This window comes from Candidatus Accumulibacter sp. ACC012 (assembly GCF_907163155.1).
GTDB classification, from domain to species: domain Bacteria; phylum Pseudomonadota; class Gammaproteobacteria; order Burkholderiales; family Rhodocyclaceae; genus Accumulibacter; species Accumulibacter delftensis.
The window spans coordinates 50,417-75,070 of the sequence record NZ_CAJQUC010000006.1 but is presented as its reverse complement, the minus strand read 5'-3'; the positions used below and the strand labels follow the sequence as shown (position 1 = coordinate 75,070).

The following is a 24,654-nucleotide window of genomic DNA, read 5'->3' as shown; positions in this document are numbered from 1 at the left end:
CCCGCTCGGTCGAGATTGCCCCGAGTCGTCGATTTGTGGCGATCAAGCGCTTCCAGCAGAATTTTGCCGGCTCGTGCCGGTGACACTCGCGGCCACCGGCCAGACCTTCACCGAAGTCGCCGACGAGCGCCTGGGGGAGCGACGATGCTGACCGTTTGAGCAGTGGCCGATCGACCGACTGATCGAGTACGCGCGCAACCCGCGCAAGAACGATCATGCGTCGACCAGATGGCCGCCGCCATCCAGGAGTTCGGCTTTCGGATCCCCTGTGTCGCCCAGTCCGATGGGCGCCTGGTCGATGGTCACCTGCGCCTGAAGGCGGCGCGCAAGCTCGGGCTCGACACGGTGCCGGTGATCCTCGCCGACGACCTGACGCCGACGCAGATCAAGGCCTTTCGTCTGCTGGCCAACCGCTCGGCGACCTGGGCCGAGTGGGACGACGAATCTGCTGCGCCTCGAACTCGATGAGCTGAAACTCGACGAGTTCGACCTAGCGCTGACCGGCTTCGATGCCGACCAGTTGCTGGAGATCATGGCCGGCGAGGAGACCAGCACCGAAGGCGAGACAGACGACGACGCTGTTCCGGACCTACCGGAAACGACCGGTGTCGCGACTGGGTGATGTGTGGGTGCTCGGCAAGCACCGGCTGCTGTGCGGGGATGCTACACACGAGGACAGCTATCAGGCACTAATCGGCACCGATCACGTGTCGATGCTCTGCAGGACCCGCCGTACAACGTGAACACGCCAACAGCGCGAAGGACAAAGTGCGCGGCAAGAATCGCGCGATCATCAACGACAACCTGTGTGACGGGTTCCACGATTTCCTGGTGGCGGCCCTCACCCCGGCGCTGGCGCGCTGCGATTCGGGTCGCGGTCTACACGCGTGTACTCCAGCGAACTCGACGTGCTGCAGTCAGCGTTCCGCGCCGCCGGTGGCCAATGGTCGACATTCATCATCTGGTGCGAGAACACCTTCACGTGGCCGCGGCCGACTATCAGGACAGTACGAGCCGATGCTCTACGGTTGGCCCGCGGGCGGGCAAAAGCGCCACTGGGTGCGGCGACCGTGACCAGGGCGACGTGTGGCCCGATCAAGAAAGCCCGTCTAAGAACGATCTCCATCAGACGATGAAGACCGGGAATCGTCGAGCGCCGATTTCGCAATTCGAGCCACGGGCGATTTACGGTGCTCGAGCTTCGGCGGCCTCGGTACCAAGTTGATCGCCAGCCGAGAAAGGAGTGAGAGGACGGTCCGCGCGGTTGATGGAAAATGGACTCCAAGTACGTCGATACCATCGTTCGCCGCTGGAGGACTACACCGGCAAAAACGCCACCCGGGAGTTCGGATGGCGTTGAGTGTGATGCGGTGTTGGGTCAGGCCGAGAGTGCTTCCTCGGAGATTGCGCAGTGAATCACAAACCCGTCCGGTACGGAAAAGCCTGCGGGATGCCGGAGTCTCTTGCTGGTCGGCGGTTATCGTCAAGACATCCATTGCGTGATGGCGGCTGTGAATCGCCTGCTCGACGTGCTTGCCGACAGCATTCTGGTTGCGGACATCATCAGACAAGTCGTGCGTCGGGCGGCTGTCGAGGAAGGAGCCTGGGACCGATCGAGCAGGCTCGCCGGTTAGAGTGGAGATTGCGGTCATGGCCAAAAGCCATGCGACTTCGGCATTGTCCTGCATGCCGCCGTAGAAGCCCCAGGCTTCGTTCTCGGTGGCGGGGATCGGGTTGGCGATGGTGTTGGCGGTGGTTCATGGTGTTCTCCCGTTTGCGTTGATGACGAGACATGATTGCTCTACCACGAACACAAGCCAAGTGCTTTCTCAATCATTTTGGCAATGCTTTCAGTCTTCCCAAATGGACGTTGCGTTCGCGTGCAATCCAGATGCGCGCCCGGTCGTCGTCGCTTGCTGCTTCGACCACCGCGCTGCCTGTTTTCGTGTGACGCCGCTTTGCCGGTGGCACAGAAAGTCTTGCCGTCGTGGATGATGATGCTCGGCGCCCGCCTGGCTGAACTCGATCTGGATGCTCATCATGCCGCGGTTTGCGACCGTTGGTATCGGTCACGTTGGTCTGGAGGGTGGTCTTGGCGGTCATGGCATTCTCCTCGGGGTAGCTGGTGGTGACACCGTATGAACGCGCTGTTCGATTGAGAAGGCAAGTGCGTTCTTAATCATTGCGGCCCATGGCGCCTTGGCTTGCACAGACGCGCCGTGTGGCGTCGTCGTGTCGCCGGCGAGTCCTTGCTTGGCGACGCCGATTCAGCACCACGTCACGCCAGACCGCAGTTCGTGGGCAACCGCCAGCAGGTGAAGACTTCCTTGAGGCGCCGGACGACACCCTCCTGGTCGATGCCCGGGTCGATGACGCGAACGCCCCGCTGGATGGTCGGCTGCCGTCGATCTCAACGATGCGGGTCGGACCGCTCTCGTCGGTCGGTGCGACGGTCTGAATTCCCAGGCCTGATGCAACGCCCGAATGGCCCGTTGACGCAGACGCGGCAGTTCGGCGAAGTCGATCTCGCCGTAACCCTCGGAGGTGTCGATGCCCAGCGCACCCAGCACGATGGCGGCATTGCGATTGGAGTAGTTGACCTCGGTTTCGGGCTGCTGGTCGATGCGGATGGTAATGCTCATGGTGTGGCTCCCTGGCGTGGTTGGTGCGACACCCCGATGAACGCGCTGTTTGATTGAGAAGCCAAGCGCCCACGACGATCATTCGCGTGACCCGACGTCTCGTTCGAGATGGCCTCAACCCTGGCTGTCGAGTTGGAAACTGCCCGGGCCGTTGCCTTCGTCGTCGGCGAGGAAGATGAGGGTTCGCTTCTGCCCGTTGGTCAAGGTAATGACCAGACCGAAGAATTCGTCGCCGTACTCGTCGACGGCCGGTCCGGGCAAGGTTGGTGATGGTGCCGCCCAACCGCGGGCGCAGTTGCTGGAGATGAAAGTCGGCGGCGGAGAGTGGGGTGCTGTGGTCATGACAGACTCCTTTGGTGTACTGGTTGACGAGGGAAGATGGCCATCGGTTCTAAACGCTCCGCAGGACGGTGATGCCGGCGTGCGCCAGGGTCAACGCGGCGCTCGCGAAGATCGTCTCGGCCATACCCGGGGCACGCCTGGGTGTCGTCGAGTAATTCGTCGACGACTTCGCGAGGACCGTGCGCGCATCGCCACGAGTGCCGCCTCGCGCAGTTCGTGGCTGGCGGTCCTGATCTCCGGCAGAGCCGGATCAGCGTGGTGAGGGCGGCGGTGGCGAGTTGGTTGCCGAGGGTATCCAGGCTGCTGGTTTGGGTCGGGGTCATGGCGGGCTCCTGCGGTGGTTGATGACGATCGTATGAACGCGCTGTTCGCTGCTGAAGCCAGCGGAATCACAATCTTCGTCGGCTGGCCCCTGGCGTCGTGACGCTCGCCACCTCCTCGGCGTTGGCCCTGCGGGTTGCACGGCCGCGCCGTGTGGCGCTTCGACGCCGCCGGTTGACTACTTGGTGCACCGCGCCAGTTCCGGCGCCCAGACGCCAAAACGCCCGGTGGCCCGGGCGTCTGGCGAGATGGTTGGCGGCTAGGCCACCAATTTCTCCGCCAGCTGGTACGCGTGATCCTTGAACCGGGCGCCCGGGCCAAACCAGGCGGCGTTCAACCGGTTGTCCTGGAGGCGGCCCTTCTCGTGGTCGATGTACTCGGTGGTGGCGTTGAGCAGACCCCACAGGGTCTGGTCGGTCGCGTCCTGGTGGCCGCCGATCATCTCGCCGGCAAAGAGTTCGAGGATGCTGCGGTAGCCCTTGGACTTCCTGGACCGCTCAGGCGTGTAACTCTGCCCGTAGGGCATGAAGGGCTGGAACAAGTCCTGCAGCCAGCCATCGGTTTCGAGATCGGTCAGTTTCCGGCCGGCCATCAGCCCGGCCTTCTGCTGGAACTCGTCCCATGCGTCCAGCGCGATGCCCAGGTCCGCCCGGACCGCTTTGGCATCGAAGATCGCCTGGTGCGAGATCGTCACCTGACGCTGCGCATCCCGGTTGCGCAGGGAGGCCTGCAGCGTGTTGTTGCACACGACCCGAATCGTCGTAAACCGCGCCACGGTCGCCATCGTGCCGTCGTAGGAGGTCGCCAGCAGCAGGTAGGGGCGCGACTTCGTCGTCCAGGATGCGGGCGTTCTTGCCAACGCGCCCCAGTGCCCAGATGCGCCGGCCATTCATCAGAGCGCCGACGGTCTCGATGCGGAACTGCTTGGCCTCGGCCAACGCACCGAAGAAGTTGAGAATGTCCGCCGGCTGGACACCTGGTAGTCGGACGAGACGACCGACAAGGGTGCGCCACAGTCGCTGCGGTACAGCACGTGCTTGTCGGCAAAGGACTCGCGCTGGTTCGTGACGGTGCTGTCGAACTGGACCTCGGCCTTGAGGGCGCGCCATTCGAGCTGCGCGGCCTTCTGCCAGACCTCGACGCTGGCCTCGGGATCGACCGTTTGCCCGAGCCCGTGCCAGGGGACATCGGTGTCCGTGGCGTAGGCGATGGCGGCTTGGCCGGTGGTGAAGTCGATCTGGTGTGCCATGGTGTTTCTCCTTCGTGGTGTGGTTGATGACGATCATATGAACGCGCTGTGCCCAACACAAGCCAAGCGATTTTTTAGTCCTCTGTCGTTTATCTTCGCCGTGGCTCCAAACGCAAGAACGCCCGGTGGCCCGGGCGTCTGGTGATGCTGTGGCGACTCACACCATGTGGCGTGGGTCGCCGGTCAGGATTTCGAGCCAGTCCATGACGTAGTGCTCGCCGGAGACGCCTTGGGTGCGCACCTGGCGCACGCGCTTCATGGTGAGATTCCACTCCTCGGCAATGCCGCGGATCGTCTTGTGATGCTTGCGCATGAGGTGCTGGATGGTTTGGGCGCTGAGGGTGTTCATGGTGGTCTCCTGCTGGCGTTGATGACGATCGTATGAACGCGCTGTCTGGCGCCGAAGCCAAGCTTTTCGTCAATCTTTTTCGGGGCGGCTGGATGTTTCCAACCACCCCTTCGGTGACTACCCAATGTGGTAGATGCGCTCACCACCCTGGGGTTTCTCCGAGGTGATGGTCAGCCCGAGCTTCTTCTTGAACGCGCCGGCAAACGCGCCTCGCACGGTGTGCGACTGCCAGCCGGTGGATGCGCAAATTTGCGCAATTGTCGCGCCCTCGGGGCGTTTGAGCAGGGCGATCACCGCCGCCTGCTTGCTGTTCTCGCGGGTGCGGGGTTTCACCGTCGTCGCTTGCTTCTCGGCCACCCATTGCGCCTCGGTGGCCGCCAGGCGGCTTCGACCTCCGGGTCGGGATGCGTGGTCGGCAGTGCCGGCGGGGTGCGCCCCAGGGCGTCGTAGCCAACCGGCGAGATGAACCAGTCAGCGTCGCTGCCGGTGATGAGGGCTTTGTTGCAGAGGCCCTCGATCACCTTCTTGCGGGCGCCGCCCTTGACGTTGTCGGGGAACCAATTGACACGGCCATCGGGTTGCTCGGCAGCCTGTTCGAGGACCAGGCGCTGGGTGTCGGTGAGTGCGGTGCGGGTCATGGCGATCTCCTTGATCGGGGTTGATGACGAGCACATGAACGCGCTGTTCAATCACGAAGCCAAGTCCTGCCAACCAGAAAGACGCGAATGCCCTTGCGTGCCCCGACTCCCTGCCGACACCGGGTTGCGGTGCGGTGCTGACCACACCCGGCTATTGCGACGCGCACCGTGCCGATCACCGGCAGTGGGACAGCAATACGGGGAAGAGGAAGCGACAAGAGAAACGTGCCCTGCCCACAAACAGCGCCGCGTGGCGAGGCCTGCGCGCTCGGCTTCTGCGTGAGGCACCGCTATGTCAGGAGTGCCTGCGGCTCGGTGTCTTGTGCGCCGCCAGCGTCGTCGATCACATCGATGGCGATAGCCACAATAACGACCGATCGAATCTGCAGTCGCTCTGCAGTCGCTGCCACGCCAGAGTCACGGCGAGGCACGACGGCGGCTTTGGCAACCCTAACCGGCGTCGCCAAGCGGACCGAGACTGCTGAGCGTGTCAGCGTCGGTCGATGGCCACTCGATGTCCGGCTGCGCACGCACGAAGCAAGGCCAGATCATTCGCTCATCATCACATTATACGTTCAGCATGAATGGAAAATGCCAATTGTGTAGATATGGAAGTCCAGCTTCGCGAAATGACTCGGCTACAGGCCCCTAGGGGCCTAGGTTCTCTACAATGGCATATGCTGGATGCGTGCGCGTGGTCAATTTTTGTGCGTGCAAATTAGAAAACTTTTTTTGGCGGAAAATGGCGCTTGAGCATTGATTTCATTGGGGTTTTTGGCAAATCGAGAGGTGCCAAATCCGGCTCGTTTCCGGCCGAAATCGGTGCGAAAGGGCCATTTCGCGGGGTGATTTCGTATGGCCGCTCCCGGACGTAAGCCCCTGCCCGTGGTCGTGAAAGAGATCAAGGGGACGCTGCAGAAGTGCCGCAGCAACGTGCGCGAACCGAAACCGACGACGGCCTTGTGCACCCCGCCCGAGTACATGTCGGACAGCGCCAAGGAAGCGTGGAACTACGCGGTGGCCAATTCACCACCCGGTTTGCTGTCGGCGCTCGACGGCGCGGTGCTGGAGCGCTGGGCGAACTGCTCCGGGATGTACCGCGAGGCACTCTCCAAGATCAACAAGGCCGGGGTCTCCGGAATGATGATCAAGACACCCAGCGGCATTCTGCGACGCTCGCCCCTGATGGACGTGATTCGGGATCTGGCGTTGGAGATGAAGGGCTACGAGGCCGAGATGGGATTCACCCCGGCGGCGCGCTCACGCATCTCGCTGCCGGCGGAATCGACGACCGAGTCGGATCCGTGGTCGGAGATTGCCGGATGACGGCCAACCGCAGTTACACGACGATCGCCCGCCAGTACGCCAAGGCCGTCGTCACCGGCAGGGTTCTCACCGGCAAGTGGGTGCGCGAGGCCTGCCAGCGGCAACTCGACGATCTCGCGCGCTTCACGGGCAAGGACAGTCCCTACCGATTCAACCCAACCCTGACCGACAAGTTGGGGCGCAGTTCCGGCCTGCCGACAACCTGTGTGCCTTCATCGAGCGCCTGCCGCACGTCAAGGGGCCACTGGCGGGACAGCCGATCCGACTGGAGCCCTGGCAGGTGTTCATCCTGACCACCGTCTTCGGCTGGGTAAAACGTGACGGCAAGCGGCGCTTTCGCCGCGCCTATATCGAAGTGCCGCGCGGCAATGCGAAATCGACACTTTCCTCCGCCCTGGCGCTGTACATGCTGGCCGCCGATGGTGAAGGCGGCGCCGAGGTCTATTCGCTGGCGACCACTCGCGACCAGGCGCGCATCGTCTTCGGCGACGCACAGACCATGGCCCGCCAGTCGGCCGGGTTCCGGTCCCGCTTCGGCGTCGGCGTCGGCGCACACAACCTGCACGTGCTGGCCAGGGGCTCGAAGTTCGAGGCGCTCTCTGCCGAAGGATCGACACTCGACGGGCTGAACATTCACTTCGGCTGCATCGATGAACTGCACGCGCACAAGACTCGCACCGTCTACGACGTGGTCGAGACCGGCACCGGCAAGCGCGACAACTCGCTCTTGTGGGTGATCACCACAGCCGGCAGCAACCGCTCGGGGATCTGCTACGAGATCCGCACCTTCGTCACCCGCCTGCTCGACGGCGTGTTCGCGGACGACAGCCAGTTTGCTGTGGTCTATGGGCTTGATGACGGGGACGACTGGACGCTCGAAGAGTCGCTGATCAAGGCCAATCCCAATTGGGGCATCTCGGTGCGCCCGGAAGTGCTGGCGCCGCTGCAGGCCAAAGCCATGCAGATGCCGAGCGCGGTGAACAACTTCAAGACCAAGCATCTCAATGAGTGGGTCAACGCGGACACCGCATGGATGGACATGCGTTCCTGGGATCGCTGCGCCGACTCGGGGCTGGATATCGAGTCCTATGCGGGACAGCCGTGCTGGATCGGACTGGATCTGGCCAGCAAGACCGACATCGCCGCCTTGCTGCTGGTCTTCGCGCATGCGGAAGTCGACGGCGGCTTTGCGGTGTTCGGGCGCTACTACCTGCCCGAAGACACGGTGCACGCCACCGGCAACAGCCAGTACCCCGGCTGGATGGGCAGCGGGCGGCTGACGGTGACGCCGGGCAACGTGATCGATTTCTCCTGGATCGAAGCTGACCTGGTCGATTTTGCCTCGCGCTTTGCCATCCAGGCGGTGGCCTTCGACCCGTTCCAGGCGACACAGTTGTCGACCCGCATGCTCGCCGAGGGACTGCCGATGATCGAAGTCAGACCGACGGTGCTCAACTTCTCGGAACCGATGAAGACGTTGGAGGCACTGGTCCTGCAAGGGAAGCTGATCCACGACGGGGATCCGGTGCTGGGCTGGATGGTGAGCAACGTCGTCGCGCACCTGGACGCCAAGGACAACATCTATCCGCGCAAGGAACGCCCGGAGAACAAGATCGACGGCATCGTCGCGCTGATCATGGCACTGTCGCGGGCGATCACGCCCGGCACCCAGGTGGTGCTCGGTGCCGACTACGAACTGGTGATGCTGTGATGGGGATGTTCAGCTTTCTCTCGCGCTGGATGGCCTCGAGTGACGACCGCTCGTCCGGAGGTGACTTCTGGTTCGAGCCGGTCACGATGCGGAGCTCCAGCGGCATGCGCGTTTCGGCGGACAACGCCATGCGCCTGGCGGCGGTGTACGCCAGCGTGCGCATCCTGGCCGAGACAATGGCGTCCTTGCCGTTCGTGCTCTACCGGCAACGCGCCGATGGCGGCAAGGACCGGGTGACGGATCACTGGCTGTACCGCGTGCTGGCGAAGCGCCCGAATCGTTACCAGAACCCGTATGAGTGGCGCGAGATGTTGCAGGGTCATCTGGCGCTGCGGGGCAACGCCTACAACCGGATCGTGGCCAACCGCCGCGGCGAGATCGTCGAACTGATGCCGATCCACCCGGACCGGATCCGCATGGAACTTGTCCCGTCCGGTGACTACCGGTACCGGGTGACCGATCGGCTCGGGGTAGAGGCGATACTGCCGCGCGGCGAGATCTGGCATCTGCGTGGTCTGTCGTCGGACGGTCTGATGGGCATGAGCCCGATCGAACTGGCGCGCGAGAGTCTGGGCATGGCGCTGGCCGCGCAGGACTACGGTGCGCGCTTCTTCGCCAACGACGCGAAGCCGACCGGCGGCTGGATCGAGTTTCCGGGGTCGTTCAAGGACAGCGAGGCCAAGAAGGTGTTTCGCGAGTCCTACCAGGCGGCGCAGTCCGGTGCCAACCGCGGCAAGGTGCTGGTGCTGGAAAACGGCATGAAGTTCCACGAGGTGGGCGTGACCAACCGGGACGCGCAGTTTCTCGAACTCCGGAAATTCCAGATCACCGACATCGCGCGGCTGTTTCGCGTACCGCCGCACATGATCGCGGATCTCGATCGCGCGACGTTCTCGAACATCGAGCAGCAGAGCCTGGAATTCGTGATGCACACGATGACGCCGTGGGCCGAGCGGTGGGAAGCGAGCATCGAGTCCGAGTTGCTGCTCGATGGCGACGAGTTGGAAGTCGAGTTCGACTTCGCGAACCTGATGCGCGGCGACGCCGCCAGCCGGTCGTCGTACTACCAGAGCGGGATCCAGAACGGCTGGCTGACGCGTAACGAGGCGCGGATTGCGGAGAACTTGAATCCGCTCGACGGGCTGGATGAGCCGCTGCGCCCGCTGAACATGGTCGAGGAAGGTTCGGCCGAGGATCTGGAGAGCGATGCCGAGCAGGACCAGCGGCCTGCGCAGGATGTGACTGGGCCGCAAGACGATGAAGACGCACAGACCGAATGACGATGAGGATGACACGATGAACCACCACTTGCTGGTTGCTGAATTTCTGGCCACCCCCTGGGCGCTGATGCCCGAGCGACTGAATGCGGTCGCGGCAGTCCTGACGCGCTGGTCGCAGGACGTTCCGGCTGGTGAAGACGTCCTGGCATCGATCGCCGCTGACCGCAACGTGCGGGAGGCACGCCGGCAGGCGACCACGGCGGTGTCCAGTGGCGGGATCGCGGTGCTGCCCTTGTACGGTGTCGTCACCCAACGCGGCAATATGGTCGACGACGTCTCGGGACCGGGTAGCGTCAGCACGCAGCAGTTTGCCGCTGCACTTCGCCAAGCGCTGGCGGACGACTCGGTCAGCCAGATCCTGATCGACATCGACAGTCCGGGAGGCAGCGTCCTATGGGCGTGTCCGAACTCGCCGACGAGATCGTCAGTGCCCGAGGGCAGAAGACGTGTTGCCATGCCAACATCCTGGCGGCGAGTGCTGCTTACCTGGAAATCGGCTGCTCAGCGTCGGAGTTCTACGTCACACCAGTCTGCAGGGTCGGCTCGATTGGGCGTCTGGAAAGCCACTTCGATTACTCGCAGGCGTTTTGTCAACATTCGCAAACCGACATGATCCTCGGAGCGGAAAATCCAACGGTCGAGGGAAAAGCCGTTGTGCCGCTCGACGATGAGCGCAGGGTTTCATGCCAGTCGCGCGGGGATGGACTACACTCAGAGTCCCAAGGGGGCGGTGTTCGCGCGGGCGTGAGCGGTTGCCGATCGCGCAGGTGCGTGAGGGGAATGGGTCAGGGTCGTGTGCTCCGGCGGGAAGCGGCGAAGGCGCCAAGGCATGATCTGATGGGGTGGCCACGTCTCGACGATGTGCAGGAAGAGATGCGTCGCGATGCCAAGCCATTGCCAAGCCGCGGGCGGCTAGCGTGGCACAGGCGAGGAATGCCCTGGCCTTCTGTGACAAGGGAGGCCCCGTGGCGCACATATATGCTTGCCCGGTTACGCGCGGTCGTAACGTATTGAACGGACGAACTGGCTGTCTCAGTTCGCCCAGACGCAGGTGACCGCAGAAGCCACAATCAAAGCTGTTCGCTCCATTGATTATGGAGACATCACAAATCGAAGACGTTATTGACCGCCGGGGGTTCCACATACCGCGCAGAGCGTTCAAAGCTGGCTTGCAGTCCCTCCAAAGAGCGTTATTGCAGTTAGTCAGGTAATATTGTCACATGCACACGCGATAACCATTGACGCTTTGCTTACCCGCACGCACGTTGGCTGGATGAAAAATGGCTGACCCTTTGCAAAGCTACTACGCCAGTGGTCTGGACTAGTCGCGAACATCTACAAACCCTCCCTCCTACTCACTTAAAAGTAAATAGGTCTGGGTGGCTTAAGGAGTCCTTGACAGCGATTTGAATCGCGAAGGACTGCAGCATACGCTGATGCGCACCCATGTATTGGTCAGCAGGTTTATCACTATCAGCTGACCTTCGGTAGATTACGTACCTGCATCTTTATAGCTTTGTTGAAAACATGTTACGCGGGCATAAAATTTCAGACGGAAGTTTAAGCCAATAAATGAGCCGCGAAGGCCTATGAATGGCTCGCCGCCGACGAGTCATCGGCCATGAACAGCAAGCGACTCTATAGCGATGCCAAAGCGATCATGTGTGTTAAGCGAAAAGCTCGGGTTACAGTCCAAGAATACCGTATCTGTAAGTTCATCCGCAAGTTGCGCGTAGGAAAGGTCTTAAGCAATAAAGACGGCGATCCAAGCATTTTGTCCCTGGAAATGTGGTTGGCAATAGTGTATAACGGCATTTTGCTTGAAGCCAAGCCAGAGGGTCGCCACACACTAGATCGATAATCTCCGACCGCAGCGTTGTACAAGTTGGTTTCGGGAGGAAATCGTGGGATTGAAGATGGCTGGGGGAATAAGGAGCAGGTAGGCGAAAGTTGAAAAGTAGCCGCCGCTGCTGCACCGCGGAAACAGACCTTGGCGCTCAACGAGCTTATCATTCCCTTGTTGTTCAATCGACAAGCATCAACTCGACAGATTCGACTTGTGGGGCCGGTGGTCAATGGCGAGTACCCGTCGTGGGGGCATTTCAGCGTTAGCGAGCGAGTGGCTTGAAAGGCGAGACTGGTCTTCCCCTGTTCCCACCTTGTTGTTCAAAGGAGTAGATTAAAATTCATTTGTGCGTTCCTCCATAAAAGGTCGCAGCGGCGGCCCATTGCGCACTAAAACGTCCAAGATCCCCGGGGCCCCACCCCAATTAGTAATCGTCCGTTTTGGACGTCGTCAAGTCTTGGGAAACTCGGAAATGGACTGCAGGGCCAAGATAGGACGCTGCACTGCTGTCTTTCTCCTATTGGCCTCGCGAGACGCATTGGCGATCTGATGACATGCTTCCCGACGACGCTCCGGTTGAGCATCGCCCGCTGCCTCTAAACGACCCGTCGGTCGTCCCCCACCCAAACCGCCTCCCGGCGGTTTTTTTACGTCCATCGAACCCGCCTCGTGCGGGTTTTTGCTTTGGAGAACCACATGAGCAAGCAACTGCGCGAGCTTCAGGCTCGCAAGACCACCCTGGTCAAAGAGGCCCGCGGTCTGACCGACCTCGCCGCTTCGGAAAGCCGCGACCTGACCGACGACGAAGTGACCGCCTTCGACGCCCTGCGCGCGCGCATCGACGCCGCCTCGGCCGCCATCGATCGCGAAGCCGCCCTGATCGCCGACGAAGCACGCATCGGTGTCGACCACGTCATCGGCCCGATCGTCACCGACAACCGCGAAGCCGATCCCCGGCGCGGCTTCGGCTCCGTCGGCGAATTCATGCAAGCGGTGTACCAGGCCGACAAGCCCGGCCAGTCGATCGACGCCCGCCTGCTGCTCGGCGGCATCGGCGCCGCCGCACCGAGCAACTACGGCAACGAGGCCGTCGGCCAGGATGGCGGCTTTCTAGTGCCGCCGCAGTTCTCGCAGGAGATCTTCAGGCTGTCGCTGGGCGAGGACTCGCTGCTGCCGCTCACCGACAACGTCGAGATCAGCGGCAACAGCATGGCCTTTCCGAAGGACGAGACCACGCCCTGGGGGACCAACGGCATCCGCGCCTACTGGCAGGGGGAAGCGGCCTCGGGCACCCCCACCAAGCCGGTGTTGGGACTGGCCACCCTGCGCCTGAAGAAACTGATGGCGCTGGTCCCGACCACCGACGAGTTGCTCGACGACGCCAACGCGCTGACCAGTTACCTGCCGGAGAAGGTCGCGGTCTCGATCCGCTGGAAAGCCAACGAGTCGATCCTCTTCGGCGCCGGCAACGGAATCCCGCTCGGCTGCATGAACGGCGGCGCCATCGTCACGGTGGCCAAGGAGTCCGGCCAGGCGACGCAAACCCTGCTGACGCAGAACCTCGCCAAGATGATCGCCCGCCTGCCGCCGGGCTCGTTCACCAACGCGGTCTGGATCGTGAACAACGATGTCCTGCCGGCACTGTTCACCCTGACGCTCGGCAATTACCCGATCTACCTGGCGGTCGGCCAGTCGGTCGGCGGCATCCAGCTCTCACCCTACGGCACACTGCTCGGTCGCCCGGTGTTCGTCTCGCAACATGCCAACACCTTCTCGTCGCAGGGCGACGTGCTGCTGGTCGATTTGTCGTACTACCAGACGATCACCAAGGCCGGCGGCATGCAGACCGCGACGTCGATGCATCTCTACTTCGACGCCGACCTGACCGCCTTTCGCACCACCTTCCGCATGGACGGCCAATCGAAGATCCAGAACCCGATCGCCCCGGCCAAGGGAGCCAACGCGCTCTCGCCCTACATCCAGCTCGCCGCGCGATAGGCGCGGGCAGGAAGCATTTTTCCACAGGAGACGTCCATGTACCCCAACCTCAAGGGCAGCGAAACGCTGTCGCTTCTCGCCACCATCGACCCGGCCAGCCAGGCCGCCGGTACCGTCACCACCGCCTGGATATCCGCCGCCAACTTCCATGCGTTTCTGGCGCTGGTCGAGACCGGCGTCCTCGGCGCTGCGGCGACCCTGGACGCCAAGATCCAGCAGGCGCGGGACGCCACCGGCACCGGTGCCAAGGACGTCAGCGGCAAAGCGATCCGGCAGATCGTCAAGGCCAGCGGCGACAACAAGCAGGCGCTGATCAACCTGAGGCCCGAGAACCTCGACAGCAACAACGGCTTCGCCTTCCTGCGTCTGTCGCTGACCGTCGAGGTCGCCGCCAGCCTCGTCGCCGCCAAGCTCATCGGTGTGCATCCGCGCTACGCCACGGCGGAGGTCTTCAACCAGGCCACGGTGGTCCAGGTCATCTGATCCCATGCCGCTGCAACTCATCACCCCAGCCGCAGAGGAACCGGTGTCGCTCGCCGAAGCCAAGCTCCACCTGCGGGTGGAGTCTGCCGAGGACGATGCGCTGATTGCTTCGCTGATCTCGGCGGCACGGCAAGCCGCGGAGACGCTCACCGGCCGTCAGTTCGTCACCGCGCGCTGGAAACTGGTGCTCGACAGTTTCCCCGGTCCGAGCCTGATGGGCGTTCCTGCGGGACTGCCGTTCTCGCTGCCGGAGCACGCGATCCTCCTGCCGAAATGCCCGGTCCAGTCGGTGGTCGCCATCCGATATCGGGACATGTCCGGGACCACACAAACCATGCCGCGAGCGGACTACACCGTCGATACGGCTTGCGAGCCGGCGCGCGTGACACCGGTGTTCGGCGGTGCCTGGCCCGTTTCCTTGCCGCAAATCGGGGCCGTAACGCTGGTCTTCGCTGCAGGCTACGGCGATGCCGCCAGCGTACCCGCGGGAATCAAGAGCTGGATCAAGCTGCGGGTGGGCAGTCTCTATGCACACCGCGAGGAAGTCGCCCTGCTGGCGAGCGGCAAGATCGAATCCTTGTCGTTCATCGACGGCCTGCTCGACCCGTACAGGGTGGTGCTGGCATGACCGCGACCTTCAATCCCGGACAGGCCACGCAGCGCATCCGGCTGCAGGCCAAGAGCGTCACCCGCAACGCCATCGGTGAAGAGGTCGTCAGCTGGACCGACGTGGTCACCGACACCCCAGATCATGCGCTCTGGGCCGAGGCCTGGCCGCTGAAGGGGCGCGAATTCTTCGCCGCACAGCAAACCCGCTACGCCGCCGACGTGCGCTTTCTAATCCGTTTTCGGGCGGATGTCGTGCGCGAGCAGCGTGTCCTGTGGCACGACGAGCCCTACGACATCGTGATGCTGATTGACGTCGGTGCCGGCCGCCACACGCTGGAAATTCTCGCCATCAACGGACTCCGGAACGGACTCTGACCATGAGCAGTGATATCACCGTCAGACTGCAGGGCGTCGAGGAACTGAAGCGCGTCCTCGCGCGCGTACCCGACAAGCTCAGACGCAAGGGACTGCTGAAAGCCCTGCGCGTGTCGGCACGGCTGGTACGCGACGATGCCCGCTTGGCAGCGCCGGTACGGCAGACGCGGAAGATCAATCACCGACCGGGCACCGTCAAGCGCGCGATCAGCATCCGTACTTCGAAGTTCGCGCGACGAGCCGGCGATGTGGGGGTTTTCGTCAGTGTGCGGCCGTTGCGCGGCGCCCGACAGAAACGCCTCGGCGCGGCCGGCGCCAACAATCCGAACGATCCCTACTACTGGCGGTTTCTGGAGTTCGGCACGCGCAAGCTGACCGCGCGCCCGTTTCTGCGCCCCGCCAGCCGCAAGCTGCCGCAGGTCGCCGATGCCTTCATCGTCTCGGCCACCGCCGAGATCAACCGGCTCAACACAGGGAGTGAGTAATGTCCGCCGAAACCGAACTGCATGCCGCCCTGTCGGCCAGCGCCGCCCTGGCTTCCCTGGTCGATACCCGGATCACTCCGGACATCATTCCCGAGGGAAATCCCCTGCCGGCGGTCGTCTACCAGCGGGCTGGCACTACCGTAGTCAGCACCATTCACGACGGCCAGCCGATCGCCGAGGAAGTCCGTTTTCAGGTCAGCGCCTGGGCGCCGACGCGCACTGCGGCTGACGCTGTGGTGGACGAAGTCGCCAACGCGCTGGCCGTCGCCGGGGTCAGCGTCGCCGACCGGTCGAGCGGCATCGACCCGGAGAGCGATCTCAAGTCGGCCACCGTCGAGGTCGACTGGTGGCACGTGTTCTGACCCTTCCCCTCTTCGTCACCCGCCCGCCGATTGGCGGGTTTTTCTTTTTCGGAGCTGAATATCATGTCCAATCCCCGCAAGTGGTCGAACGTCGCCGTCGCCCTGCAGTCGGCGCTGGGCGCCGCGATCACCCTCACCGCCGTCAGCAAGGCTGCGGAAGGTGTCGTCTCCGCAACCAACACCCTCGCCAATGGCGAATTCGTGCTGCTCGCCGTCGAGGGCATGTGGCAACTGAACGACCGGGTCGCCCGGGTCAAGGCGGCCTCCGGGGCGGGCTTCACCCTCGAAGGCATCGATACGACGCTCTTCGACACCTTCACCAGCGGTAGCGCGCAGAAGATCACCTTCGGTGTCAGCGTCACCACGGCGACCGAGGTCAGTCCGTCCGGCGGCGAGTTCGATTTCATTCCGACGACGACCATTCACGCCGCGCAACAAACGCAGATTCCGGGCACGCCGACGGCCGGGGTGTACACCTTCACCAACGTCTGGGACATCAGCGACGCCGGTCTGCTGGCGATCAAGGCCGCCTCGGACACGCAGACCAAGCGCGCCGTCAAATTCACCTTCGGTGCCGGCGGTCCGATCATGTGTTTTAACGGCTACCCCGCCGGCCAGCTATTGCCGGGGGGCCAGGCGCAGGCGCTGGTCACCACGCCGACGGTCATCACGCTGTCCGGCACGCCGAGCTACTACGCGTCATGAGCGCCCTCTCCGCAAAGATCCGCAAGGCGCGCGAGCTGCGTGTCGAAGCCGGGGGCTTCGTGTTCACGGTCCTGCGGCCCACGCCGCTCGAACGCGAGGAGAAGATCCGGGGAGAGTCCGCCGCGCGCGGCATCCTCTCGCTGTTGGTCGGTTGGGAGAACGTCACCGAGGGCGATCTGATCCCCGGCGGCGACCCGCATCCGCTGCCCTTTGACGCGGAGGCCTGCGCCGAGTGGCTGTCGGACCGCCCCGACCTCTTCGCCGGCATCGCCGACGCGGTCGTCAAGGGTTTTGAGGCGCACGTCCTGAAGATCGAGGACGCGCTAAAAAACTGAGCGCCTGGCTGGCGGCGCGCGATCTTCCGGCGCAACTTCAGCCAGGCCATCACATGACCCCGCTGCCCATCGCCACCGCCGTCCAGGCCTGGAACCTGATGGGCGGCATCGACTGGTCGGCGCTACCGATCGTGATTGATCTCCTCGGCGTCTCCGACCCCGAAGCCCTCATCACCCAGCTCGTCGCCATCCGCGACCACCAATACGCTCAAGGGAACGACTGAATCATGGCCCTCGCCACGCTAACCATCGACATCATCGCCAAGCTGGCGAACATCGAGCGCGACCTCGGCAGAGTTTCCGGGCTGGCCGAGAGGAGCGCTAAGCGCATGGAGAGCGCTTTTGCCGGCGCCTCGTCGGTCATCGCCAACGCCTTCGCCGGTCTCGCCGGCGCGTTCTCGGTCGGTGCCATGGCGGCGATGGTCACGTCGTCGATCGACGCCGCCGATGCTCTGTCGAAACTCTCTCAGCGTACGGGCGAAACGGTCGAGAATCTCGCCCGCTTGCAGTACGCCGGCAGCCTGGCGGATGTCAGCAACGACGCGCTGGCCACCAGTCTCAAGAAGCTCTCGAAGAATATGGCCGAAGCCGCCAGCGGTACAGGAGAGGTGGCCGACGCGTTCAGGGCCATCGGCGTCTCGGTGGTGGCTTCAGATGGAAAGTTGCGCAGTTCGGGCGACGTGCTGAATGACGTTGCCGACCGCTTTGCCGGCTACGAAGACTCGGCCGCCAAGGCGGCGCTGGCGCAGGCGATCTTTGGCCGCAGCGGCGCAGACCTGATCCCGCTCCTGAATGCCGGCTCGCAAGGCTTGAAGGAAATGGGCGACGAGGCCTCGAAGCTGGGCGTCGTCATCTCGACGGAAACCGCGCAGGCCGCGGAGCGCTTCAACGACCAGATGACGCGGGTCAATGCCGCGCTCGGATCGATCGCCAAGCAGACCGCCACCGAGCTGTTGCCGGTGCTCAACGAACTGGCCGATTCGCTGGTCGACATCGCCAAAGAAGGCGTCGATGCCAGCCGTTCATTCAGCCCGCTGTCGGATGCGTTTCGGGCGTTCATCGTCGTGGGCGGGAATGTGGCCTACGTCTTCAAATCGATCGGCACCGAGATCGGCGGCATGGCGGCGCAACTGGTCGCCCTGGCCAGGCTCGACTTCAAGGGTTTTGCGAACATCGGCGAAGCAATGCGCGAAGACGCCGAGAAGAGTCGCAAGGCGATCGACGCCTGGTCGGCACGCGTCCTGTCGGCGGGCAAGTCTGCCGGCCAGACCTTCGACGACTACAGCAATGAGGGCCGCGGGCGCGAGTTGGCAGAGCCGGCCAAGAGCGCCGCCCCCAAATTCAACGTCCCGAAGATCAAGTCCGCCGGTGGCGGGCGCGCTGCCAAGGCGATCGACGACGGCCAGCGCCTGGTCGATCAGTTGCGCGACCAGATCCGCGCGACACAGAACCTGACCGAAGTCGAGAAGCTCGAGGCGGCGATTGCCGACGGCAAATACAGGGCGGCCTCCGCGGCGAACCTGGAGATTGCCCGCGGCTACGCCGAAACGCTGGACGCGATCAAGGCCGCCAAGACCGCCGCCGAGGAAGAGGTCGACGTGCAGCGCCAGCGTCTGGCGGTCTTCGCCGAAGGGCGGCGCGTCTTCGAGTCGGTGCGCACGCCGGTTGAAGCGCTCGACGCTGAAGTGACGCACCTGGTCGCACTCCTCAATGCTGGTGCGATCAGCATGGACACCTTCGGCCGCGCCGCCTCGCGGGCGGGAGAAGGCTTCATCCAGATGGGCGAGAAGGCGAAGGAGACCAGCAACGTCATGGACGAGTTCGCCAAATCTGCCGCCACGAACATCCAGTCAGCCTTTGCCGATTTCCTCTTCGACCCGTTCAAGGATGGCATGAGCGGCATGCTCAAGCGCTTCGGCGAGACGATCCAGCGGATGATTGCCGAGGCGGTCGCCGCCGATCTCGGCAAGCGGCTGTTCGGCGATCTCGCCAAGGGTGGCGTCGGTGACGGGCTGTTGGGCGGCGCGTTCAAGCTGCTCAGCGGCCTGCTGCCGAATGCCGATGGCGGCGTCTATCGCTCGCCGAGCCTCTCACGGTTCTCGGGCCAGATCGTCAACAGCCCGCGCCTCTTCGCCTTTGCTGCTGGCGCCGGCGTGATGGGTGAAGCCGGGCCGGAAGCGATCCTGCCACTGTCGCGCGGATCCGATGGCAAGCTCGGGGTGCGCGGCGGGAGCTCGACCAGCGTCACCGTCAATATCCATGGTGTGACCAACGCCGCCGAGCTACGCCGGGCGGGCGGACAGGTCGGTCGCGAGGTGCTCGCGGCGATCAGCCGCGCGCAGCGCTTTGCATAGGGGCCGACATGCCGGAATTCCTTTCAGAGCGGCTGCCGGTCGATGTGCGCATGGGGGCGAGCTACGCCGACGAGTACGCCGTCGAGATCACCACCACCGCCGGTGGCGCCGAATACCGGCGACTGATCCACGGCTTTCCGGCGCGGCGCTTCACGATCAATTACACGCTGCTCCGGGATGACCTGGCCGCGCGGGTGCTGGCGCTCTATCACCGCGCCTACGGCAAGTTCGCCGGTTTCCGGGTGCGCTGCGCTGACGATTTCTCGACCAACGCTCATACCGGTGCGCCAACAGCCACCGACTGGGTGCTACCGAAGATCTCGAACGGGGTGTACCAGCTGATCAAGGGCTACGGCAGCGGCGCGACGCCGCTCGGTATCGGCCTGCCGTACCGGAATCTGTACAAGCCGGTTTCCGGCACGGTGCTGGTCTCGAAGAACGACGTCACGCTCAGTTCGGGCGTGTCGGTCGATTACACCACCGGGCGCGTGACCATTACCCCGGCGCCGACCTCCGAAGTGATCAAGGCCGGCTGCGAATTCGACCTGCCGTGTCGCTTCAATTCGTCGATCGAGATTACCGCCTTGAGCAAGTCCATGCGCGACTGCGGGTCGATCGACATCATCGAGCTCCTGCAGCCATGAAATCCGTCGTTGCTGATTACCGCTACCGCATCCTGTGCCTGCGCATCGTTCCGGTCACGGGTAGCCCGATCTATCTGACCGACCATCCTCGGGATCTGGTGATGAGCGGGCACACTTACCTGTCGACGGCGGGCTACCAGTTCACCGGCCAGTCGGCGACCGCCGGATTCTCGCCGGCCTCGGTCGACATCGAAGGCATTGCCGGGGCTTCCGGCCTGTCGCGCGCCGCGGTCGGCAGCGGCCTGTTCGACGGTGCGCGCTGCTACGTCTTCGCAACGTCCTGGGCAGCGCCCGTCGAGGACCAGGAACCCGTCGTCGCCGGACTCTTCGGCAAGGCAACCCTGCTCGACCACCGCTTCCAGATCGGCGGCGTGTCGCTGATCGATGCGCTGAACCAGACCGTTGGCCAGACCTACGGCGCGCAGTGCCCGAAGCTGTTCTGCGGTACCGAGTACGCCGGCTGCGGCGTGTCGCTGGCGGCCAACACGGTCACCGGCACCTTGACCAGCGTGACCAGTGCGTCGGTGTTCACTTCGGCCGCGCGAACGGAAGCAGACGACACCTTCGGCGCGGGCACGATCCAATTCACCAGTGGGCCGAATACCGGGCTGAAGGCGCTGGAGATCAAGAGTTTCGCGGGCGGGGTGATCACCACCTTCGAGCCGTTCTACACCCTGCCGGTGGCCGGGAACGCCTACAGCATGGTGCGCGGCTGCCGCAAGCGGCTGTCCGATTGCCAGGCCCGCTGGAACGGCTCCGGCATCGTCTCGAACGTGGCGAACTTCGGCGGCTTTCCGTGGATTCCCACCGGCAGCACCTATGCACAGGTCGGACAGGGCGGCTGATGACAGCCGACGAGATCCTCGCTGCCGCGCGGCAGTGCCTCGGCACGCCGTTTCGCCACCAGGGGCGGCTGCCCGGTTTTGGTCTGGACTGTGCCGGGGTGGCGATCCATGTCGCGCGCCAGATCGGCGTCGGGCATTTCGACGTGTCCGGCTACGGGCGCACACCGGTCGATGGGCAGCTCGAACACTCGCTCGATAGCCAGCCCTGTCTGGAACGTGTGTCGGGTATCGCTGACCGGCGCCGGGGCGATCTGCTGCTGATGCGCTTTGCGGGCGACCCGCAGCACCTGGCGATCACCGCTGGCGACACTCTCATCCACGCCTATGAATCGGTGGGCAGCTGCTGCGAGCACCGGCTGTCCAGCATGTGGGCGGCGCGCATCGTGCGCGTCTATCGCTTCCGGGGGCTCGAATGAGCAGCGGCGGTCAGGTGGTCGGCGGGCTCGTCGGGGCGGTGGCCGGCTTCTTCCTGGGTGGCGGCACCCCCAGCGGCGCGCTGTACGGGGCGCAGATCGGGATGACGCTCGGCGGCTACCTCGATCCGCCGAAAGGTCCGACGGTCAATGGCCCGCGGCTCAACGACCTGTCAGTCCAGACCAGCACCTACGGAGCGGTCATCCCGCGCGTCTACGGCACGGTGACGGTGAACGGCAACGTCTTCTGGCTGGAGAACAACCGGCTGAAGGAAACGGTCACCAAAAAGAAGTCGGGTGGCAAGGGCGGCGGCGGCAAGACGACGACGCGCACCTATACCTACTCGGCCACCTTTGCCGTCGGCCTGTGCCAGGGGCCGATTGTCGGCGTGCGCCGGATCTGGATCGGTCCGGATCTGATCTACGACGCAGGCTCGTCGGACCCTGATACGCTCGCCGCCAGCAACGCGGCGGCCAGTGGTTTCCAGCTTTACCTTGGCACCGACAACCAGGCGCCGGATGCGCGCATGCAGGCGACGCTCGGTGTCGCCAATACCCCAGCCTGGCGCGGGCTCGCTTACCTCGTCTTCTACGACCTGGCGCTGGAGCGCTACGCCAACAGTCTGGCCGGTGCGCAGGTCAAGGTCGAGTTGGTCGAGCGAGGCGTGGTCGGCGGGCCTGCCGACGTGACGTTCTTTTCTTTGCCGAGCCTGACGTCCCACTCGGGGCCGTTATGGGACGGTGTGGATTGGTACGGCGTGATCCTGATTAACACCTCGACGGCGCGGATGGTGACCTCTCCGGACATGGTTTCATGGACTCAAATCGCCACCATGCCCGCGCGGTCATGGTCCCGGATTCTCTATCACCAAGGGGTGTACATCGCCAGCGCGCCGACGACGCCCGGGTTCTCTGGCGCAGGCGTCGCGACCTCGAGCGACAAGATGAATTGGGTGGTTCGTTGGAGTGGGTCATTCGGCCGCTGGACTTTGAAATGGATCGTTCCTGGCAACGGCGGCGTTTTATTCATTGAGGGTCAGCAAGGAACGGATGGCAACAGCGCTGCCGGAACACGTTCCGTCCTTCTGGATGCCAATTTCGCGCTCGTCAACTACGGCTGGATTGTTCCGAACTTCGATTGTGGCAATTCGCAACCATGCCATAACGGCGCGGTGTTCATCGTCGGAGGGAATGTGGGGGCCGTGCCGCGGCTCTTCCTATCCACCACAGGCGTGGGTACTTGGTCGGAACAGGCTGTACCTGCTGGCGTTTCCCACATCTACGGGATCTGTGCCTTCGGATCATCGTTGCTGATGGCGGCATTTGACCAGAGCACCCGTACGGGCAAAGTGGCCGTATCGACCGATTCGGGCGTCAGTTGGAGCCCATGGGTAAATCTGCCGCCTTGTCTCGGGGTTGGCGGATGGCGAAATCCGAACTGGAACGGCGCTGAATTCTTCCTCTGCGAACACGGAACCTCGCAGTGGGCGACGAGCCCGGACGGCGTGACTTGGGACGCGCACACGACAACCGCCGGCCTGCCGGCCCGCAGGCCAGACTCGTTTCAGAAGGGGTGGAACGGGTCGGCTTGGGGCTCCTTCAGCCACGAAGTCGGTGGGGCATTTCTGTTCACCTCGGCGACCAGTGGCATCACGCCGATCGACACGTCGCTGGGCGCCATCGTTTCGGCCGAGTGCCTGAAATCGGCCTTGCTGAGCAGCGGCGACATCGATGTCACCGCGCTGACTCAATCGGTGCGCGGCTACCGCGTTGGCAGCATCGGGGCGATCCGGGCGGCGCTCGAACCGCTGCAGGCGGCCTGGCCGTTCGATGTCGTGCCGCACGGCTACAAGATTCGGTTTGTGGTGCGCGGCGGGGCGTCCGTCGTCACGATTCCTGCGGCGGACCTGGACGCGCGGGGCGAAGGCGACGCGCCGGGCGTGCAGATCACGACCAGCCGGGAGATGGATTCGCAGTTGCCGCGACGGGTGACGGTGCAGCATCTGGATTACGACCGTGAGCACAACGCCGGCACGCAGTACGCCGAGCGGCTCAACACGGGGGCGATCAACGCCCTGGTGGTCGATCTGCCGATCGTGCTGACGGCGACCGAGGCGGCTGGCAAGGCGGAGGTGCTGCTGTATCTCTACTGGCTTGAGCGCTACGACGTGTCGGTGACGCTGCCGCCGACGTACAACCAGCTCGAGCCGGGCGACGTAGTGACGCTGGTCACACCCGAGGGCAACGTCAGCTTGCGCTTGACGGCGATCCATTACACGAGCGACGGGCGGATTGCGTGCCAGGCGAAGTACGCCAGCGCGGCGATCTACACGCCGACGGCGGTCGGGGCTTCCCCGGCGGTCAGCGGGACGACGACGATCACGCCGGTGGGTGCGTCGGTGTATGTGCTGATGGACGTGCCGATGGTCAGTAGCGCGCAGTCTGGGCCATCGTTCTTGGTGGCAATGACTGGTGCGCTGGTGGGATGGCGAGGCGGCGTGCTGATGCAATCGACGGATGCCGGCAGCACCTGGGCGACTCTGCAGGACTTCGGGCCACCGGGGGCGTCGCTGGGAACCTGCACCAACAGCATCGGCGCGGTAGAGCATCGGGTGATCGATAGCGCCAGCGTGCTCAATGTGACCCTGACCCAAGGCGAACTATTCAGCGTGACGCAGCTCGCGATGCTCGGCGGGGCGAATCACTTTGCGTACGGGGCGGACGGGCGCTGGGAGATCATCGCGGCGCAGACGTGCACGCTGGTGAGCGGCACGAGCTACGTGCTGCAAAACCTGCTGCGCGGGCGCTTCGGCAGCGAGTGGGCGATGGGGCTGCACGCGGTCGGGGATACGCTGGTGCTGCTCGACACCGCCGATGTCGCAGCGATCGCGACGAGTTCCGGGTCGATCGGCCTGTCGTACCTCTACCGCGGGGTGACCCTTGATCGTGACATCAGCACCGACGCCAACCGGGCGTTTGCGTACCAGGGGGTCAATCTCAAGCCGCTGGCGCCGATCGCGCTGACCGGGAACCGGGATCTTTCGAGCAACGACTGGTCGTTGTCCTGGATTCGCCGCACGCGCGATGGGGGCGAGTGGCGGGACTACGTCGATGCCTCGCTTGGCGAGACCGCCGAGTCGTACGCCATCGACGTCTACGCCGATGGCAGCTACGCGGCGGTGAAGCGGACGATCACGACGAGCGCTCCGTCCTGTGTCTATGCCAGCGCCGATCAGGTCAGTGACTTCGGCGCCAACCAGGCGACGCTGTATCTCAAGCTCTCTCAGATCTCGGCCAGCGTCGGTCGGGGTTATCCGCTCACCGCTTCCCTCGCGAGGTAAA

Annotated in this window: 27 protein-coding genes and 2 pseudogenes; 22 read left to right on the top strand and 7 right to left on the bottom strand. The window is 63.9% G+C overall.

Annotated features, from left to right (window positions below):
- The first annotated feature begins 228 nt into the window (after positions 1–228).
- Together QZ648_RS24915 and QZ648_RS08710 are read left to right on the top strand one after the other, a co-directional pair.
- Positions 229–468 (top strand): ParB N-terminal domain-containing protein, encoded by a 240-nt coding sequence (locus QZ648_RS24915; RefSeq protein ID WP_366144102.1) that lies wholly within the window; start codon positions 229–231, stop codon positions 466–468.
- 995 nt (positions 469–1,463) lie between these two features.
- Positions 1,464–1,634 carry a hypothetical protein gene (locus QZ648_RS08710; RefSeq protein WP_291996755.1) on the top strand — a complete coding sequence of 57 codons (171 nt, stop codon included), beginning with the start codon at positions 1,464–1,466 and terminating at the stop codon, positions 1,632–1,634.
- A gap of 199 nt (positions 1,635–1,833) precedes the next feature.
- On the opposite strand, the gene QZ648_RS08705 is transcribed toward QZ648_RS08710, so the two are convergent.
- From QZ648_RS08705 to QZ648_RS08675, 7 genes and pseudogenes are all read right to left on the bottom strand, one after another.
- Positions 1,834–2,103, bottom strand: a complete 270-nt coding sequence (locus tag QZ648_RS08705; RefSeq protein WP_291996754.1) for a hypothetical protein — start codon at positions 2,101–2,103, stop codon at positions 1,834–1,836.
- Positions 2,104–2,267: 164 nt separating this feature from the next.
- Positions 2,268–2,642, bottom strand: a complete 375-nt coding sequence (locus QZ648_RS08700) for a hypothetical protein (protein WP_291996753.1) — start codon at positions 2,640–2,642, stop codon at positions 2,268–2,270.
- Positions 2,643–2,756: 114 nt separating this feature from the next.
- On the bottom strand, positions 2,757–2,984 hold the full coding sequence (locus QZ648_RS08695) for a hypothetical protein (protein ID WP_291996752.1): 228 nt from the start codon (positions 2,982–2,984) through the stop codon (positions 2,757–2,759).
- Positions 2,985–3,564: 580 nt separating this feature from the next.
- Positions 3,565–4,194 (bottom strand): DUF932 domain-containing protein, encoded by a 630-nt coding sequence (locus tag QZ648_RS08690; protein WP_291996751.1) that lies wholly within the window; start codon positions 4,192–4,194, stop codon positions 3,565–3,567.
- 31 nt (positions 4,195–4,225) lie between these two features.
- Positions 4,226–4,414 (bottom strand): annotated as a pseudogene (locus QZ648_RS24910) (hypothetical protein); the annotation flags it as partial.
- Positions 4,415–4,711: 297 nt separating this feature from the next.
- Positions 4,712–4,903 (bottom strand): hypothetical protein, encoded by a 192-nt coding sequence (locus QZ648_RS08680; protein ID WP_169067623.1) that lies wholly within the window; start codon positions 4,901–4,903, stop codon positions 4,712–4,714.
- Between the two features lie 117 nt (positions 4,904–5,020).
- Positions 5,021–5,541, bottom strand: a pseudogene (locus QZ648_RS08675) (DUF3489 domain-containing protein).
- Positions 5,542–5,675: 134 nt separating this feature from the next.
- On the opposite strand from QZ648_RS08675, the gene QZ648_RS24905 reads away from it, so the two are divergent.
- The 20 genes from QZ648_RS24905 (at position 5,676) to QZ648_RS08580 (ending at position 24,653) form a co-directional block, all read left to right on the top strand.
- On the top strand, positions 5,676–6,026 hold the full coding sequence (locus QZ648_RS24905) for an HNH endonuclease (protein WP_366144101.1): 351 nt from the start codon (positions 5,676–5,678) through the stop codon (positions 6,024–6,026).
- A gap of 370 nt (positions 6,027–6,396) precedes the next feature.
- A complete protein-coding gene (locus QZ648_RS08670; protein WP_169066928.1) occupies positions 6,397–6,867 on the top strand; it encodes a phage terminase small subunit P27 family in 471 nt (156 codons plus the stop codon).
- Entirely contained in the window at positions 6,864–7,160 is a 297-nt protein-coding gene (locus tag QZ648_RS08665) for a hypothetical protein (RefSeq protein WP_291996748.1), read from the top strand. The genes QZ648_RS08670 and QZ648_RS08665 overlap by 4 nt, the downstream gene beginning before the upstream one ends.
- Complete coding sequence (locus QZ648_RS08660; RefSeq protein WP_291996747.1) at positions 7,148–8,578, top strand: terminase TerL endonuclease subunit; 1,431 nt, start codon at positions 7,148–7,150, stop codon at positions 8,576–8,578. The genes QZ648_RS08665 and QZ648_RS08660 overlap by 13 nt, the downstream gene beginning before the upstream one ends.
- On the top strand, positions 8,578–9,858 hold the full coding sequence (locus QZ648_RS08655; protein ID WP_291996746.1) for a phage portal protein: 1,281 nt from the start codon (positions 8,578–8,580) through the stop codon (positions 9,856–9,858). Before QZ648_RS08660 ends, QZ648_RS08655 begins: the two co-directional genes overlap by 1 nt.
- Before the next feature lie 16 nt (positions 9,859–9,874).
- Positions 9,875–10,471, top strand: coding sequence for a hypothetical protein (locus tag QZ648_RS08650; RefSeq protein ID WP_291996745.1), 597 nt, complete (start codon positions 9,875–9,877; stop codon positions 10,469–10,471).
- A gap of 1,929 nt (positions 10,472–12,400) precedes the next feature.
- Positions 12,401–13,702: a phage major capsid protein gene (locus QZ648_RS08645; protein ID WP_291996744.1), complete on the top strand. Its 1,302-nt coding sequence runs from the start codon at positions 12,401–12,403 to the stop codon at positions 13,700–13,702.
- Between the two features lie 36 nt (positions 13,703–13,738).
- Positions 13,739–14,185: a hypothetical protein gene (locus QZ648_RS08640; RefSeq protein ID WP_291996743.1), complete on the top strand. Its 447-nt coding sequence runs from the start codon at positions 13,739–13,741 to the stop codon at positions 14,183–14,185.
- Positions 14,186–14,189: 4 nt separating this feature from the next.
- Complete coding sequence (locus tag QZ648_RS08635) at positions 14,190–14,813, top strand: head-tail connector protein (protein WP_291996742.1); 624 nt, start codon at positions 14,190–14,192, stop codon at positions 14,811–14,813.
- Positions 14,810–15,169 carry a phage head closure protein gene (locus tag QZ648_RS08630; RefSeq protein WP_291996741.1) on the top strand — a complete coding sequence of 120 codons (360 nt, stop codon included), beginning with the start codon at positions 14,810–14,812 and terminating at the stop codon, positions 15,167–15,169. Before QZ648_RS08635 ends, QZ648_RS08630 begins: the two co-directional genes overlap by 4 nt.
- A gap of 2 nt (positions 15,170–15,171) precedes the next feature.
- Positions 15,172–15,654, top strand: coding sequence for an HK97-gp10 family putative phage morphogenesis protein (locus QZ648_RS08625; protein ID WP_291996740.1), 483 nt, complete (start codon positions 15,172–15,174; stop codon positions 15,652–15,654).
- A complete protein-coding gene (locus QZ648_RS08620) occupies positions 15,654–16,016 on the top strand; it encodes a DUF3168 domain-containing protein (protein ID WP_291996738.1) in 363 nt (120 codons plus the stop codon). Before QZ648_RS08625 ends, QZ648_RS08620 begins: the two co-directional genes overlap by 1 nt.
- A gap of 63 nt (positions 16,017–16,079) precedes the next feature.
- Positions 16,080–16,721, top strand: coding sequence for a phage tail tube protein (locus QZ648_RS08615; protein ID WP_291996737.1), 642 nt, complete (start codon positions 16,080–16,082; stop codon positions 16,719–16,721).
- Positions 16,718–17,056 (top strand): hypothetical protein, encoded by a 339-nt coding sequence (locus tag QZ648_RS08610; RefSeq protein ID WP_291996736.1) that lies wholly within the window; start codon positions 16,718–16,720, stop codon positions 17,054–17,056. The genes QZ648_RS08615 and QZ648_RS08610 overlap by 4 nt, the downstream gene beginning before the upstream one ends.
- Before the next feature lie 53 nt (positions 17,057–17,109).
- Complete coding sequence (locus QZ648_RS08605) at positions 17,110–17,280, top strand: hypothetical protein (RefSeq protein WP_291996735.1); 171 nt, start codon at positions 17,110–17,112, stop codon at positions 17,278–17,280.
- 3 nt (positions 17,281–17,283) lie between these two features.
- Positions 17,284–19,410 (top strand): hypothetical protein, encoded by a 2,127-nt coding sequence (locus tag QZ648_RS08600; protein WP_291996734.1) that lies wholly within the window; start codon positions 17,284–17,286, stop codon positions 19,408–19,410.
- 8 nt (positions 19,411–19,418) lie between these two features.
- The gene (locus QZ648_RS08595; RefSeq protein WP_291996733.1) at positions 19,419–20,054 is read left to right on the top strand and encodes a DUF2460 domain-containing protein; all 636 of its coding nucleotides are present in this window, start codon (positions 19,419–19,421) and stop codon (positions 20,052–20,054) included.
- Positions 20,051–20,899, top strand: coding sequence for a DUF2163 domain-containing protein (locus tag QZ648_RS08590; protein WP_291996732.1), 849 nt, complete (start codon positions 20,051–20,053; stop codon positions 20,897–20,899). The genes QZ648_RS08595 and QZ648_RS08590 overlap by 4 nt, the downstream gene beginning before the upstream one ends.
- Entirely contained in the window at positions 20,899–21,315 is a 417-nt protein-coding gene (locus QZ648_RS08585; RefSeq protein ID WP_291996731.1) for an NlpC/P60 family protein, read from the top strand. The genes QZ648_RS08590 and QZ648_RS08585 overlap by 1 nt, the downstream gene beginning before the upstream one ends.
- A complete protein-coding gene (locus tag QZ648_RS08580; RefSeq protein ID WP_291996730.1) occupies positions 21,312–24,653 on the top strand; it encodes a phage tail protein in 3,342 nt (1,113 codons plus the stop codon). The genes QZ648_RS08585 and QZ648_RS08580 overlap by 4 nt, the downstream gene beginning before the upstream one ends.
- The last annotated feature ends 1 nt before the right edge of the window (position 24,654 follow it).